This window comes from Flavobacterium croceum DSM 17960 (assembly GCF_002917885.1).
GTDB classification, from domain to species: domain Bacteria; phylum Bacteroidota; class Bacteroidia; order Flavobacteriales; family Flavobacteriaceae; genus Flavobacterium; species Flavobacterium croceum.
Genome location: NZ_PQNY01000023.1, coordinates 1 through 15,096 on the forward strand (window position 1 = coordinate 1; position 15,096 = coordinate 15,096).

Below are 15,096 nucleotides of genomic sequence, written 5' to 3' on the forward strand. Positions count from 1 at the left end.
AAGAAAAAACCACGAAGTTGAAACATTCATAATTCTTTCTTAAATAAACAAGGAAAAATTTCTTCCGGAATTTTTCTGCGTATAGCAGGCAACGTTCCCGCGCTTTGCGAGGTTGCGAGCTTCGTAACCGAGTATTTTCTGTTACTACTAAATTTCTTGCGAAAGATAAACGTGAATTTACCACATAATTCGCAATCTCGTAAAACGTGTGTTGGCAGTAGTTATTTTATTCCGAATAGTTGTATTATTTCTAGTACGTTTTCAGTTTTTTTGAGTTGCTTTTCTAAATCGTTAGTATTCTTGTCAATTAAAAAATTCATCTTCAACGCTAAATTCAATCTTGTTTTTGCAAGTTCTATTTTTTTATCAATGTCATTTTCTTTGTTTGAAATATATTCAGAAATATAAGCTGTAGCAATTTCATATGATTTATAAAGATTCTTCTTTATATATTTAACATTGTCTTGTTCTCGATATTGATATTTTGTAATTACAAGTTGATTTTCGGATTTAAAATCTTGATTTATGTAATATAGTTCAGATTCTTTTCTCTCTTGTATCTGTTTTAACTTTGCATTTTCAGCTTCGTTTGCCCATTTTTTTTCTCTTTCAACCTTTTCAGTTTCTTTTCTTTTTGCTTCGGCTTCGGCTTCTTTTAGTTTTTTTTCTTCTATTTCTTTTTCTTCTTGAGTTGGAACTCTTTTTCCTAAATTGTATTCAGTTTTTGATTTTAAAGAACCATCTTCATTATATTCAAACCAAACCTCATTTTTTTCATCATTTACAAATTCTCCTTCTTTCATTTTTGATCCTAATTCAAACCATGAAATATATTTTCCTTGAAGTTTACCATCTTTATCAGAAATATATTCTGCTAATTTTTTTCCACTTTCATATTTTTCATAACAATTTCCAATCTGTAAAACTTTTTTTTCAATTCCGTTAGAATAATATTCAATGAAACCTATCATTATACCATTTTCATATGTTTCTTTTTTCTTAATAAAACGTTTTCCTTCTCTTGAATAATCAAAGTAAGTCTGTAGCCCATCAAGTTTACCATTTTTATAATTAAAAGTTCCTGAAATTTTTCCTAAACTTTCATTTCGTGCTTTTTCATATTGAAGCGAAGCTTCATCTGCTCCATAATATGATGTAGATTTTCCGTTTTGAATATTATTGATATAATTTCTTTCTACTAAAAGAAAACCATAACTGTCATACAATTTATAATAACCATTAATTGTTGTTGTGTTAGGTTTTACTTGATAAACTTCTTTTAGTTTTGTTTTATAAATTGGGTCATAATATGTTTTTATTACAGATTGCGAGTAAATGTAATTTGTTAGTAATAAAAATAAAAATGATATATTCTTCATAAGATTTATTTAGTTAATGGATTTGCATGGTTTTGAGTATAGATTATCAAAGGCTGTTTCGATTTGTTCTCTAATAAATTGATTACTTCCTTTCATTTTGATAATTAAAATTGTCCATTCCCAATTTTTGTATGGTTCTTGGTTAATATTGACACCATAATTATTTTCAAATATTTTCAGGCAAACTTCAAAATTTGTACTTCCTTTATTTTCTCTATAATAATTATTTGAAAGATGACTTAATAATCTTTTTTTTGTATGATATGAATGACCTCGATATATTGCTTTATTATTATTAATTGTAAAACTACAATTATTCTCTACAAAAGTATGATTAGTTAATATAACATAAAATCCTTCTCCATAATGAGCTTTTTCAATTTCAGCTTCATTATTAATGTTTAGAATTTGTATATTTTCAAAAAGTTCTGTATTCAATTCAATTTCTTTCAAAAAGTTTTCAAAATCAAAAACAATATTTTCTTTGATTTTTTCTAACTCGACTTTATATTTATGTATGATTTTCTGCACGGATTTTTTATAATTACTGCCAACGTTTCGGGGCTTTGTGTCAGGTGGGGGATAAATAGGTACTTACTTTCAGTTTAAGACGAATGTATGTTGATATTACTGAACCTTCAATTTAGCCCAAAAGCCCCACTTGCACAAAACCCCTGTTGTATGAAGCCATAACTTTTCACATTCCAATTTTCACATTTTATTTAGTTTTCAAATTTTTGTTAAGTGTGTATTTTACTGGTGCGGTTGTCTTATCTATTTTGGCAGGAGCTTATTCTAATTTGGTGGTTGTCTTATTTAGTTTAGCAGTTGTCATATCTATTTTGTCATAAGGTTTATTTGCTTTGGCGGTTGCTTGTTTTACTTTGGCGGTTGTCTTATCTATTTTGGAAGTTGCTTTGTATATTTTGTTATAAGGCTTATGCAGTTCGACACAAGCCTTATTTAGTTTGGCAGTAGCTTATACTTTTTTGAATTTAATTTTTGCGATTGCTTTGTATTGAACTGAATTACTATCAAGGATTGTAAACAAATAATCTTTTGCTTTGTTGAAGGTGTCCACTAAATTGTCTTCTGATAGATACATAGAATTGTTGCGAATGCTACGAGCATTATTTAAAGGAACAAAAGTATTGGCAACGCTTTGCGTTGCTTGCAACATTTGAGCTTTTTCTGCTTGCAGTGTAGCAATTTGATAATCTGCTTCGTTTGGATTGTAGTTTGGCGTATTTTGAAGTTGTGAAATCAACAAATCATAATTATTGGTGCGTTGGTCGTAACTCATTTGTGAGGTTGAGTGTTGTGTTTGCTCTTCTGTTGTGTCTGTTGTTGGGGCATTGGTTACTTTGCGAATGCCTTTTAGTTTTCGAGCTATTGTCATAAAATCTTCTAATTGAGCTGGTGTTACGCCTTCTGTTGCTTTGTATGCTTTGCGAAGTTTTGTTATTTTTTTGCTAACTGGTGCAAAAATATTTTCACGATTATCAACTGCGATAGAGTAGGGAGCAACTAATGTATTTACACTTTCTTGATGTGAAAATGAAGTTGTATAAATGTTTTGCAAGTTTGTTAAAAGTAATTTTGGATTACTTGGGTTGTATATTGCACCTAATTGAGCAATATAGGTGTTCAATAGATTTGCGTTTGCAATGTTTTTAGCGTGTCCTTTTTCAGATGTAGAAGCCATAATTTTTAGTTTAAATGATTAGTTTACAAATGTATAAAATTTGATTATTTGTTTTTGATTATCTTTTTTACAATTGTATCGAGTTCTTTTTGGTTTTGATTGATGAATGTTAATCCGTCTTGAATTAAATTTTTGATGTTTTTAGCAGAGGTGTTGTCCATTTCGGGTGATGCGTTTATTAAATTTGGCATTAAACGATGGTAGTTTTTAGCGTTTCTGTTTCCGATTGTTTCGTACATTTTTTGTAGTTGGTAATCTACTGTTTCCACATTAGAAGAAAGTAAAATATCGATAAGTGGTGTTATCCATTTGAGTTTTCCTGCGTTGTCAAAGTCTTCAAATTTGTAGGGTTTTAATACTGTTCCTGTTCCTACAGAAATTATTATCATATCATTAACCGTTGGGTAATCTGTTTTTTGTGGATTGTTTAGTGCTTTTGAAAACTCAATTTTTCTAGCTTCGGCATAGGCACAAAGTGCAGGATTATTGGCATATACGCCACCATCTATAAGTGTGAATTGTTGGTTGTATAACGATTTTATTTGTGCAGGTTCAAAATAGGTTGGAGCTGCCGCAGTGGCACGACAAACATCTTTTACAAAAAAGTTTTTGATGGGTTGTGTGGCGTTATGGCTTGTAAAAAATTGTGCTTTTCGTGCTGTAATATCATATGATGTTATTAAACACGGTTTAGCTAATTCTTTGAGTTCTAAATTACCAAAAACTTCTTCTAGTTGTTTTTCTATGTTTTTATCGGATATTTTTTCTTTTAGTAAACCGAATGGATTTAATACATGTTCAAAAAAGGAAACATTAAATATTTCGTTGCCTTTTTTTGCATATAAATTAAGGGCACCTCTAAAAACTCGTTTTGTGATGAGAAATAGGTATCTTTTAAAAGAATAAGGCATTTTTAAAAATCATCCGCAGGCGTAGCCGTAGCTACGATGAGGACGGATTTATAAAAATAACGCAATAATTTTAAAAGAGAACATTTTGTAATAAAAAGGAGTTTTTAGAGGTGCCCTTAAGTGCTTCTTCTACTGAATATTTTGCCTTTTTATTGCCATCTGGAAAAAGAAGCAAGGCAGTAATAAGCCCCCCTGTGCTTGTGCCTGCAATTAGGTCAAAATAATCGCCAATTTTGGCATTGGGGTTGTCTTGTTTTTGTAGTTGTTCTTCGATGTATTTTAGAATTACGCAGGAAATAATGCCACGAATACCGCCACCATCGAGAGAAAGGATTCTGATTTTTGAGCTCATTGTTTTAGAAAAAGGATTAAAGATGAAAGAAAAAAGATAATCATAGACTATAACACTACATAACCGTTTTGTCTTTTTTTAGTTTGTATAGTTTTCGCCAAGAATTAAAACCACGTTTATCGAAATGAGGTAGGTCTTTAATGGTTTTCCAGTTTCCTCCCCATTCCCAACCATACTTTGCAAAGATTTTTACGCACTCGTACCAATCTGCAACTTGGTCGTTGTCCCAATCTTTTTTGGTGTCCCAGGAGGCTGTTTTGCCATCTATGATTAAGCAAATATCCACTGCAAAGCCATAATTATGTACACTTTGCCCTGCTTTGGCGTTGGTTACTTTATTGCCCATTGGCTTTTTGGGTGTTTTGCCTGCTGGGTTTACTTTGGTTCTGCCCAATGCGTAGAGTTCTTCTTGCTCTTTGAAAGTACGCAAACCTTGGGTAATTCTTACTTTTGCTCTGCCTGTAAGAGCTGTATTGCATTCTTGGATAATTTTTGTTACTTCTTGTCTTACGGAGGGATGAAGTTTTGCGATTTTGTCTGTTGTGGGTTTGTTCATTAAGGTATGCTTCATTTATTTTAAAAGATACTTTTTAAAAAATAGATAGATAAGAAATGATAAAAATGTGGATATAATAAAGGAATCCATAATCATTATAGAGTAGGCAATAACTAATCCATAATATTTATCATCATATGTTATTAAAGAGTTGATAAAAAGAGATGCTAAATTTATGATAAAAAGTATAATAAAAAATAGAATAGATTTTCTAAGAATATTGTATTTTAATTTTCTAAAAAGGAAAAAACTTAAAATCATATAGATACCATAGAAAATTAATCCATAAACATAAATTGGATTCATTGCATTACCATTTTCCGATTAATTCTATTATACTCTCTGAAATATAATCTAAAGCAGACTTTTTATTTTTAATAATATTATTAAACATATCACCTGCATTCCAGTGATTTATATTCATTGATACATTAATATCTGCTCCTTTTTTTACAATCCATCTTTCTCCGAACTCTTCTGCAACTTGGTCGTTGTCCCAATCTTTTTTGGTGTCCCAGGAGGCTGTTTTGCCATCTATGATTAAGCAAATATCCACTGCAAAGCCATAATTATGTACACTTTGCCCTGCTTTGGCGTTGGTTACTTTATTGCCCATTGGCTTTTTTGGTGTTTTACCTACTGGATTTACTTTGGTTCTGCCCAATGCGTAGAGTTCTTCTTGCTCTTTGAAAGTACGCAAACCTTGGGTAATTCTTACTTTTGCTCTGCCTGTAAGAGCTGTATTGCATTCTTGGATAATTTTTGTTACTTCTTGTCTTACGGAGGGATGAAGTTTTGCTATGCGGTTGCGGGTTGGTGTGTCCATAGGTTAATCTATTTCTAATTTTTGATTCCCTTTCTTTATTCTATCAAATAATTCATTTTTAAATTTATCATCCTCATAACTATCTTTTATATATTTATTTGGATATGATTTAAGTGTTTTGGTGTCAAACATAATAATAGGTATATTTTCATCTTTCCAGGTTACATAAAGAATATTGTCGTAACAATGAATTTCAAAATTATTAATATTTTCACTTGTATTATTAGTTATTCCAAATTGACTATAACAATCTTTTAAAGATTTATCTTTTTTTAATATTTCAAAATATAGAGGTTGTGCCCAGTCAAATTTTGAATATTGAGTTATTTTTATTGAATATTCTGTATTACAAGGATGGGAAAGAACACCTATATCTCTACCTCCTTCCCAAGTTAGTTCGTATAAAAACCACCAAACGAACCCTATGATAATGAGTAAAATTACAACTATTCTAAATATAAATTTCTTTTGCATAACTCATTATTTTGGTCCTGTGATTGGAGGAATACCTTTATGAATATCAAATAAGTCTATCCAATCTCTAAAAGTATCATTATCTTTTGGGTAGGGTTTAATTTCTTGAAATTCTTTTGGAAATACTGGATTTTTACAGTACTCATTATCAAAAAATCGTGGTGTAAACTTTTTATTCTTGTATTTGGAAATGGTAAAAGTACCTGGGTATTTCTTATAGATTTTAGCAGATTTATCTGTACCTAATTGTTTACATAGATTATCTAAAATATAATTTTTTGTGAGTTTTGGTCTTATTACACTATAAAAACCTAATAGGTTTGAGACTAAATCAGCGGGTTCAAAAGAAGAACCAGATGTAGGATGAAGACTTTGTAATTGTTCAAATTCTAATGATACTTCTTGGAATATACTTAAAGCTATTTGTTCTTTAGTTTTTAAAGATAGTCCGTATTTTACAAAATACTCTTTTGTAACACCGATAGATAAACCCAATTTTACAATATCTTGTGAATAAATAACTTGAAAACCATTTTTCCATTGTGATTTTACTCCACTTTCATTTTTAATCTGTTTCCATAAATTGTCTGCTCCTATATCAATTCTTTTACGCTTTGTTTTTTCAAAAGCGTGTGATGTATCTACCCAACCACAATTACAAGTATATACATATCTTGGTTCTTTTTTCTTTTTAGGTTCACCTACTATTGCTCTGTAATATTCATCATCACCTAAGTTTAAATTTTTATTTGAATTAAAAATATCATATTCTTTATTATTATATCTTACCTTCCAATAAATTTCTATTTCATCACCGCTATCATCCTCAATATAATCAACATAATCAACTCCAAAAAAAACAGACGATTCTACTTTTTTATTTTTAACAATACCTTCTTGATATTTGTTCAAATTTGTATTTCCTAGTGGTTGGTCAGTATCATACATTAAGAATTTCAATCTTGTATTTTCAGGTATACCATTACAAATTATTCTATAAAATACTAAATCACCAATTACTGCTTCTGTTATTTTATTTTTCCTTTCCTTATCAGAAAACCATTCACAACTAAAACTTATTCCACCCCCATCATCTTCTCCATTTCCATCTTCTCCCTCCCCAAAAAATTTTCTTCCTCCCCAATTCCCGAGTTTACTATCAATTCCTGCTTCTTGCTCGAAGCGAAAAATGCTGTTGCCTATTTTTTTATCTGCCATATTTCTGTAATTTAAAAATTAGAAAATAGAGGAATGGCTTTTTATCGCCACTCCTCTTATTTTACATTTGTTTTATTGCAATTCTCTTTTTAAATCTTCCACAGAAACTTCCGCTACAGTTTGGCGGTTTTTGCCTTTGGTAGTAAGCGATATTTTGCCATCATTAATGTCTATATTCTCAATCATACGGCTTTCTATCTTGGCTACTCTGTCGGCAAGTTTGGTATCCTTTTCAGCAGTTCCAATGCCCAATTTGGCATCGTTTGCTACCAGTTTTTTGGTAGATTGGGTTTCGCAGGTATCCAAAGTTGGCAATCCTGTTGCATCTACCGAAACACCGCTTTTTTGAAGTGCTATCAATTGGGTAGGCAAAGTAGTTGTCCAAGTTTCCTCTACGGTGTATTCTTGTTCTTTTAGCTCATCTACAATAGAAAGATATAATGGATTTCCGAGTACAGGCATTTGTCCGCCGAGCCAAATCTGTCCTGTTGTTAAATAGTGCATTACGGCTTCTTCAAAGCCCGGTTTTACTGTAACAATTACCCTTGCCATTCCTGCCTGCATAAACGAACGGAAAATAGCATCGTTGCTTTCAAACTGGTAGAGGTCTTTCCACTCGTCTTTGTTTGCCCAATAGTAGGGATAGAAATTGTAACTCATTAAATTCCATTCAAAAGCCTGTTCCATAAATTTGATAAAACTTCCATAATCGTCCATTTTCTTATCCAAATTCACTTGGAAGTTGGTAAACGAAGCATTGTCGTTGTACATTTTCAATCCGAATTTCTTCACAGAATTAGGGTTGGTGTGGTCGAGCAAATAAGAAATACAGTTTTCTCTCAATACATTTTGTTCAATCTGACGATAGAAAAGAGGATTGCTGTCTAAAATTTGTATTCCGCTTGCTTGGGCTTCGGCTATGGATTGGTTGTATTCTGCCAACTGGTTGTAATAGCCTTTGAGAATGGCTTCAAAAGTTTTCTTCTGCCATTCTACTTTCGCACTTGCTGTAAGTTTGCAGGTTACAATCAAATTGAAGTTATAGGTAGCAATGTCCCAAGTAGTCATGGTTATTTTTACTTCATTCTTGATTTCCGTATCAAAATTAGAGGCAAAAATCGGCATTTCGGCAGTTCTGTTCGGTATTCCTATTCGTTTTGTTCCTATGTAAATCACACCACCCATATTGTTCCAAGTAGCAGAATGGCTTCCATTCATTGGGTCAAAATATCCTTTTACAGTATCTACGGCATATTTTTCAGGAATTTTAATGGCAAATTCTCCTGACTTGTGCCATCTTCCATCATTGCTCCAATCTTCTTTCAAAAAGGATTGCGATAAATTGATATAATTTTCAGGGCAAACCTCTACATCTGCATTATATTTGGAAGCCAGTAACTGATAATTATTTTCATTGATTTTGGTAAAATCGGTATAGCCTGCGGTTCTTGGGTCTATCGGTTTTTCTATGGTAGTTGCATTTGCATTGCTTTGGCTTACAGCCATTCCCAAACGATGCAGTTTGCTCGGTTGAGGTATCATAAATTCATACATCAGGCGTTTGCCATAGTTGTAAATCTGATTTTTATAGATGGCATTGATGAACCTGAAAACACCCGAAACGTGTTCTCCGCTTTCGGTATTGTCAAAACGGTGGTTGTTTTCTTCGGTAAACTCATCGGTGGTTTTTACCGTTTTTTCATTTTTTACCCTCGAAACAATACGTTCCATTGCACGCTGGGTAATTTCTTTGGCTTGGTTTACCGCCTGTCTGTTGCTTTCTTCTTTAGATACATTGGAAGCGTAACTTGCCCCTGCATCAATGGTTGTATTTCCCCAAGATGAGCGAACATCTACATGAGCCGCAAGCTGTTTTTGTTCTTGCATTAACTTGGCTACTTCCGTTTGCATTTCAAAACGTTCTGTAGAAGTAGTATCGTTTACTTTTTCGGTTTCAATTTCTGTACTTTCGGTTTCAATTACTTGAGTTTGATGAAATTTAGTAGTGATTTTTTCTCTCAATTCACGAGCCATCACGTTTTCGATATGAGCCACTTCTCCTACTTCATATTTGCAGATTTTAGAAACTACTTTTTTGTAATCGGCAATACCTAATTGTCTATACCCGAAAGTATTCGGAATAAATGAATTTTCATCGGTAGTTTCTCCGCCTCCTGTATCTGTTCCTCCTTTGATAACTAATTTACCACTATAACAACCCGATAAACTAAAAGGATTTACTTCAAAAGTATAGGTTTGTCCGTTGGTAAAAATGATATAGCCCGAAATTCTTGTAGCATTGCTGTTGGTTGAATATAGCAAACCAGTGTTATACATTTTGCTCAAAGTCAATACGTTTCCATTAAGCGATTGATTGAAATAACCGTTAGTGTTTGTTCCGCCAGAACTGTAATGCAAATGATAAATAAACTGCTGAACTGTGTAATTAGAATTTGGCAGTTGTATCGTCATATATGGAATTACATTTCCGTTAGCCAAACGGGTAGTACAGATTTGAAAAGTAAAATCATTGGTTTGTAAGGTGTTTCCTTTCAAAGTAATGGCAGTATCTCCAAAAGCCAATACTTGTTCTGAAATTTGTGTTTTATCTACAATTTTCTGATGATTATCCCTTAAATTGTTCTTTAAAGATTGTTTAAGTTCAGCAAATGATTTAACTTTTTTTAAATCTACCTGATTAGATAATTCAGCAAAACTATCTTCTGAAAGATGCTCTTGCAATGATTTAAGTTCAGGTTCTTGTGAAAAATCAAAGACAAATTCAGGCAGTTCAGGATACTCTACATCGGGCTGGTTACAAATGTCATCGGGATTATAATTTTCGTCTTTTGGTTTTTCGCAAAGTCTTCTTTGCTCTTCCTTGTATCTTTTTTGATAGTCTAAAATAGTTGGTTTTATTTTCTCTTGATAGGCTTTTAATTCTCTGTTGTAGGCTTCTTCGTAGGTTTCATAGTGAGATTGTTCTATTCTTTTAAGTTCCGACAACAAAAATTCTGCATTTTCGGTTGCAATTTTGGCTTCGGCAACTTCTTTTGCCTCCAACAATTCTTGCGGAACAAATCCAATCAATTCTTTTTCTCTTTCAGCAAGTTTTTGAGTAGTAGTATTGCTAGTAGGAGTTGTATTTTCTTCAAATAATTCTACTGGTAATACTACTTTTGCCAAAATCAACTGTTTAGCCGTTTCTGCATCAAAGGTTTTTCCTATGAAAGACGATTTGTTTTTAAGAATATTATTGAGTACAAGCAGTTGGATAACTGCTTCTTTCACATAGAAATTCTTTTGGGTAAGTACCTGATAAAAAAGATTATCCCAAAGTTTGAGCTCAAATTTTAAATCTAATGGCTGTAATCCATTCATTTTTTCTGCCAGTTCCTTTGGGTCGAGCGTGCTTTTGTTTCTTGCTACCCAGTCGGCTACTTTGAATAAATCAGGATTTAATGCCTCAATTTCTTTTTCATCTAGATAGGCAGGGAAATTTGCCGATGCAGCACGCATTGCATTCCATTTGGTCTGGCTACTGGCTTTGTTTCGTTCTGCATTGAAAAATGCTCCTGTCTGATTGTCGGGATGAAAGATAAAACGCTTGTCTTGGTTTTCTTTTTTTGTTAGTTCTGCACTTCGCAGACTTACAAAACGAAATAGTGTCGTTTGGTTGTTGATTTCTTGATTTTTCATTTATTGTAATTTAATTTGTTAAACGTTATTTTAATTTTTTTGTTGTCATTGATCGTCTGTCGCTCAATGGTTTCATACAACGGGTCAGGGCTTTGCGAAGGAGCGGAAATAGAAGCACAAATGTTCAGTTTAACACTACCGTAGCATAAGCCATTTTCTATTTGCTAAAATAAAAAAAAGGAAATAAAAATGGCTTATGTGGTGATAGAATTACTGTTGTTGAACTTTGCTCTTAACCCGCTCTTTTGCAAAACCCTTGTTGGTGGCAGTTTTTATCACATTATTACATCAGTAATCTTTTGTCCTCACTTGCCGAGATAGTGTTTCTCAAATTGGTTAAACTAGAAATAGACGTTTTGTTAAGATATATTTATTGTTTTTTCGGAATTCCAATAGTGTAGATTACAAATCCTGTTTTTGATTTTTTCTTGTTGAAATTCCATTCAAAAGCTGTATTATTTTCAAGAGAATTTATCAAATTTCTCATTTCTTCAGCCGTGTAAGTTCTTAATGCAGAAACAATTCCGTCCCACAAAACCACAAAAGGGACAATAGGGATTAAATAGGTAAAAAATAACCTGCTCCATCGAAAAGGACGAATAAACGGTGTTGTGAATAAAACGCTTACAGGCGAAAGCAACATAGCAACTATACTCGGTAAGCTTCTGTCTTGAATTTCAAAAACTGCAATAGGTTGATTGCTGTTTATGGCGTTTTGTAAAATCATTTTTGCATTCTTTGGTTGAAAATGATGAAAAGATAAAAACATTGTTCGTAAACCTTTTAAGTTTTCTGGAACATTTTTAGCATTAATTGGTTCTGAATGATATTCAAAAATATCAGATTGATTCGTCGTATGTTGAAAAGCTTCAATATTAGGGAATAAATCCGTGAACTTTATCCTGATTTCGAAATTTTTTTTCTGTAATTCTTTACCCAACCAAACTAATCCACCACCACCACCAGAACCTAAATCAATAATTTGTGTTGTGTTGCTCTTTTGTAAAGTCTCATTGATGACATCTACAACTGGTTCATAAACTTTGGCTTTGTTTGCTAGGTACTGAAGAAAATCTGTTACATAGTTTCGTAATAATTGCGGAAACCACTTTTGGTCTTCAAACTCAAATAAATGTATTCTTTTTGTTTTCATATTCATTTGATTTTATAATTTTAGGCCAAATGTACAAAAAAAATTAGACCAAATGTTCTAAAAATGAAAGAAACTAAAAGAAAAATTCTCGATAAGTCATTGGAATTATTTAATAGAGATGGATTTACAACTGTGTCAATTAGACAGATAGCATCTGAACTGGGTATTAGTCACAGTAATTTGATATATCATTTTAACACAAAAAATGACATTGTTATAGCATTGCATCAAGAATTATTAGAGAAAGCAATAACGCTGAATGAAACAACAATTCACCATCCTAATTTTATAGAAAGTTTATTCAATTCGACAAAAAATGGTTTTAAAATATTGTATCAATACCGTTTTTTAATGATCGAACTTAATACTATTTTAAAAGAAAATGAAAAGCTAAAACATATTTTTATTGAAATTGAAAGTATAAGAGCAAAAATGTATAGAATTGTTATAAATCGAGCAATCGAGGAAGGATATATGCGAGAACAGGAATATGACAACGAATATGATTTCTTTATTTTGACAATAAAAATTTTCAGTGATTCCTGGATTTCTTCATCGGAAATTTATGAAACAACTTCAAGTCAAGAAATTATTGAGAAATACTGTAGTTTGTTTGTCAAGTTGTTTTTTCCTTACCTAACAGCAAAGGGTAAAAATGAATTTTTAAACTTCTGATTTTTTGTTGAAACTATAATTTCAATTCATTTATATTTTTCTGTGAGTTTGAGTTTGATACGGTTGTTATAAAATTGCCACCAACGTTTCGCGGCTTCAAGAAGTGGCGATGAACCAAGACCAAGCCTTCACAAATATAAACAAAACTTTTAATTAAAAACCTTTCCAATTTCTGATAAATCCCGTGCCTCGCCATTTCTTGAAACCGCTGTTGGTGGTAGTTTTTTTAGTAGATTAATATTTTTGTTACTAAACCTGATTTTTTACCATAAAATATTATTGAATGATTTTCTGAAGAATTATATTCATAATCAATACTAAAATAATTTTGACCATTAACAAATCCTTTGCTTGTATTTCCTATTACACTTCCTTTTAAAAAATCATTTTCAATATTAAATTTGCCACCATAAAATAGGTCTTTTTCATCAAATTTTTGTTTAATTATTGGATAAAACCAAATAATAAATGACTGTCCATCTTCATATGCAATCCTATATTCGCCCCATTTTGTTTTATAAATATAAGCATCATAAGATTTATCTCCACGATGTTCTAATAATTTACCTTTTGGTTTTCCTAATAAATTTTCAATATCACTTTCAAAACCTCCTAATAATGAAAATGCAGGTGCTTGATTTCCATAATTTGGATTTTTAGATTTTTTAGCCGTAATACTTTTATTTTTGAGATAAGTTGAACAAACCGAGTCTTTTAATTTCATTGCTTTTAGATGTTCATCTTTATAACGTCCATCGTAATCATAAATATAATTACTAACAATTTCAAGTTGATCACAAGCAAGTTCATTTTCTTTGTCTTTTAAATATAATTTAGCTAATTGAATTCTATTAAAATTTAATCCATAAGCATCATTAATTGAGCTACCAATTTCCATCATTTGCTTTAAAGATGAAATTGCAGTTTTTAAATCATTTAGTTTTTCTGATATTTTTGATTTGTTATTAAGTAACAATATTTTTTGGTCATTATTAAGAAGAAATTTGGGGTTAGAAATTGTTGTTAAATTTGAATTTGAAATAATTTCATTTAGCAAATCATTTGCTTTCTGATAATTATTGTTTCTATATTCTTTAGTAATTTCATTATTTTTTGAGTCTAATTCGGTTTCGCCTTGTGAAAACAATTTTGCTGATAACAACATCATTATAAATGTAATAAAAATTTTATGTTTCATTTTTCTACGATTTTTCATTAAAATTACCACCAACGTTTGGCGGCTTCACGAGGTTGCGAAGTTCGTGACAGCATATTTTCTACTAAAGTAGAAAATAATTGCGAAAAATGTACGTCGATAGACTACATTTTTCGCAATCTCGTGAAACCGCTGTTAGCAGTAGCCATTATTTTCTGAAGTGTTGTATTTGTTTTAGTCTTATTATTGCTCCGTCTAAATCGTAATCTTTTCTGGATAATTGTTCAGTTAGTTCATATTCTCCAAATTTCAATCTTTTTATTTTCGGACCTTTATCTATTAAATTATATTCTCTACAAGATTTACATCTCACAATAAAGAAATCTGATTCAGGAATTGTTTCATCTTTTTCAAGAATAAATGTCTCAAGTTTAGAATTGCATTTTGTGCAGCTTTGTGATAAAGTTTCTACTATTTTTTCTTTTCCTTTTAATAATTCAGAAATTTTGAAAAGTGAATTTAATACATTTCCATATAGCCAATTATTGAGTTCGTTCTTAAAATCCACTTCAATGATTTTTGCGATTTCATAATAATAATCACAAACAAATTCTTTCTCTTCGGTATCCAATTCTGCTTTATTTAAACTTTTTAAGTTTTGGCTCAAAGTTGTTTTCAATTGTTTATTTGTTGCTTGTTCTTCTACTAGTTTTAATAAAGAATTTAGACAATTATCAAAATTATTTTCTAATTGTTCGCATAATTCAGAACTGGAAGGATTTAATCCTCTTTTTTCCCATTCGGAATCAGCAAATTTTTTCATTTGCAGTAAATATTTTAATCTGTCGAGCTTTGAAGAGGTCATTGTTTTCTACGATTTTTCGGATGGTTACTGCTAACGTTTCCCGGCTTGGAGCAGAAGCGAAGCCAGCGAACGGCTAAATTTCTGCTAAAGATAAAATATTTTCGTGAAAAACGTACTTCAATTTAAG

Annotated in this window: 14 protein-coding genes; 1 reads left to right on the top strand and 13 read right to left on the bottom strand. The window is 31.4% G+C overall.

Annotated elements, in window-relative coordinates:
- Nucleotides 1-221: 221 nt before the first annotated feature.
- From Q361_RS12195 to Q361_RS12245, 11 genes are all read right to left on the bottom strand, one after another.
- Entirely contained in the window at nt 222-1,379 is a 1,158-nt protein-coding gene (locus Q361_RS12195; RefSeq protein ID WP_103727012.1) for a toxin-antitoxin system YwqK family antitoxin, read from the bottom strand.
- 9 nt (nt 1,380-1,388) lie between these two features.
- Nucleotides 1,389-1,910 carry a hypothetical protein gene (locus Q361_RS12200; protein WP_103727013.1) on the bottom strand — a complete coding sequence of 174 codons (522 nt, stop codon included), beginning with the start codon at nt 1,908-1,910 and terminating at the stop codon, nt 1,389-1,391.
- A 448-nt stretch (nt 1,911-2,358) separates the two neighbouring features.
- Nucleotides 2,359-3,084, bottom strand: a complete 726-nt coding sequence (locus tag Q361_RS12205) for a hypothetical protein (RefSeq protein ID WP_103727014.1) — start codon at nt 3,082-3,084, stop codon at nt 2,359-2,361.
- Between the two features lie 44 nt (nt 3,085-3,128).
- Nucleotides 3,129-3,995, bottom strand: a complete 867-nt coding sequence (locus tag Q361_RS12210) for a patatin-like phospholipase family protein (RefSeq protein WP_103727015.1) — start codon at nt 3,993-3,995, stop codon at nt 3,129-3,131.
- Nucleotides 3,996-4,065: 70 nt separating this feature from the next.
- On the bottom strand, nt 4,066-4,347 hold the full coding sequence (locus tag Q361_RS12215) for a patatin-like phospholipase family protein (RefSeq protein ID WP_103727016.1): 282 nt from the start codon (nt 4,345-4,347) through the stop codon (nt 4,066-4,068).
- Nucleotides 4,348-4,402: 55 nt separating this feature from the next.
- Nucleotides 4,403-4,903, bottom strand: a complete 501-nt coding sequence (locus tag Q361_RS12220; protein ID WP_103727017.1) for a M15 family metallopeptidase — start codon at nt 4,901-4,903, stop codon at nt 4,403-4,405.
- Nucleotides 4,904-5,213: 310 nt separating this feature from the next.
- The gene (locus Q361_RS13940; RefSeq protein WP_103727018.1) at nt 5,214-5,729 is read right to left on the bottom strand and encodes a M15 family metallopeptidase; all 516 of its coding nucleotides are present in this window, start codon (nt 5,727-5,729) and stop codon (nt 5,214-5,216) included.
- A gap of 3 nt (nt 5,730-5,732) precedes the next feature.
- Nucleotides 5,733-6,203: a hypothetical protein gene (locus tag Q361_RS12230; protein ID WP_103727019.1), complete on the bottom strand. Its 471-nt coding sequence runs from the start codon at nt 6,201-6,203 to the stop codon at nt 5,733-5,735.
- Nucleotides 6,204-6,209: 6 nt separating this feature from the next.
- On the bottom strand, nt 6,210-7,421 hold the full coding sequence (locus Q361_RS12235) for a hypothetical protein (RefSeq protein WP_103727020.1): 1,212 nt from the start codon (nt 7,419-7,421) through the stop codon (nt 6,210-6,212).
- Nucleotides 7,422-7,493: 72 nt separating this feature from the next.
- Nucleotides 7,494-11,120 carry a hypothetical protein gene (locus tag Q361_RS12240; protein WP_103727021.1) on the bottom strand — a complete coding sequence of 1,209 codons (3,627 nt, stop codon included), beginning with the start codon at nt 11,118-11,120 and terminating at the stop codon, nt 7,494-7,496.
- A 370-nt stretch (nt 11,121-11,490) separates the two neighbouring features.
- Nucleotides 11,491-12,273 (bottom strand): hypothetical protein, encoded by a 783-nt coding sequence (locus Q361_RS12245; RefSeq protein WP_169929306.1) that lies wholly within the window; start codon nt 12,271-12,273, stop codon nt 11,491-11,493.
- A 63-nt stretch (nt 12,274-12,336) separates the two neighbouring features.
- Here Q361_RS12245 and Q361_RS12250 point away from each other — a divergent pair, with 63 nt between their 5' ends.
- Nucleotides 12,337-12,948, top strand: coding sequence for a TetR/AcrR family transcriptional regulator (locus Q361_RS12250; RefSeq protein ID WP_103727023.1), 612 nt, complete (start codon nt 12,337-12,339; stop codon nt 12,946-12,948).
- A gap of 226 nt (nt 12,949-13,174) precedes the next feature.
- Here Q361_RS12250 and Q361_RS12255 read toward each other — a convergent pair whose 3' ends face one another.
- Both Q361_RS12255 and Q361_RS12260 read right to left on the bottom strand, forming a co-directional pair.
- The gene (locus Q361_RS12255) at nt 13,175-14,146 is read right to left on the bottom strand and encodes a hypothetical protein (protein ID WP_103727024.1); all 972 of its coding nucleotides are present in this window, start codon (nt 14,144-14,146) and stop codon (nt 13,175-13,177) included.
- A 166-nt stretch (nt 14,147-14,312) separates the two neighbouring features.
- Nucleotides 14,313-14,927: a DUF4844 domain-containing protein gene (locus Q361_RS12260; protein WP_169929307.1), complete on the bottom strand. Its 615-nt coding sequence runs from the start codon at nt 14,925-14,927 to the stop codon at nt 14,313-14,315.
- Between the last annotated feature and the right edge of the window lie 169 nt (nt 14,928-15,096).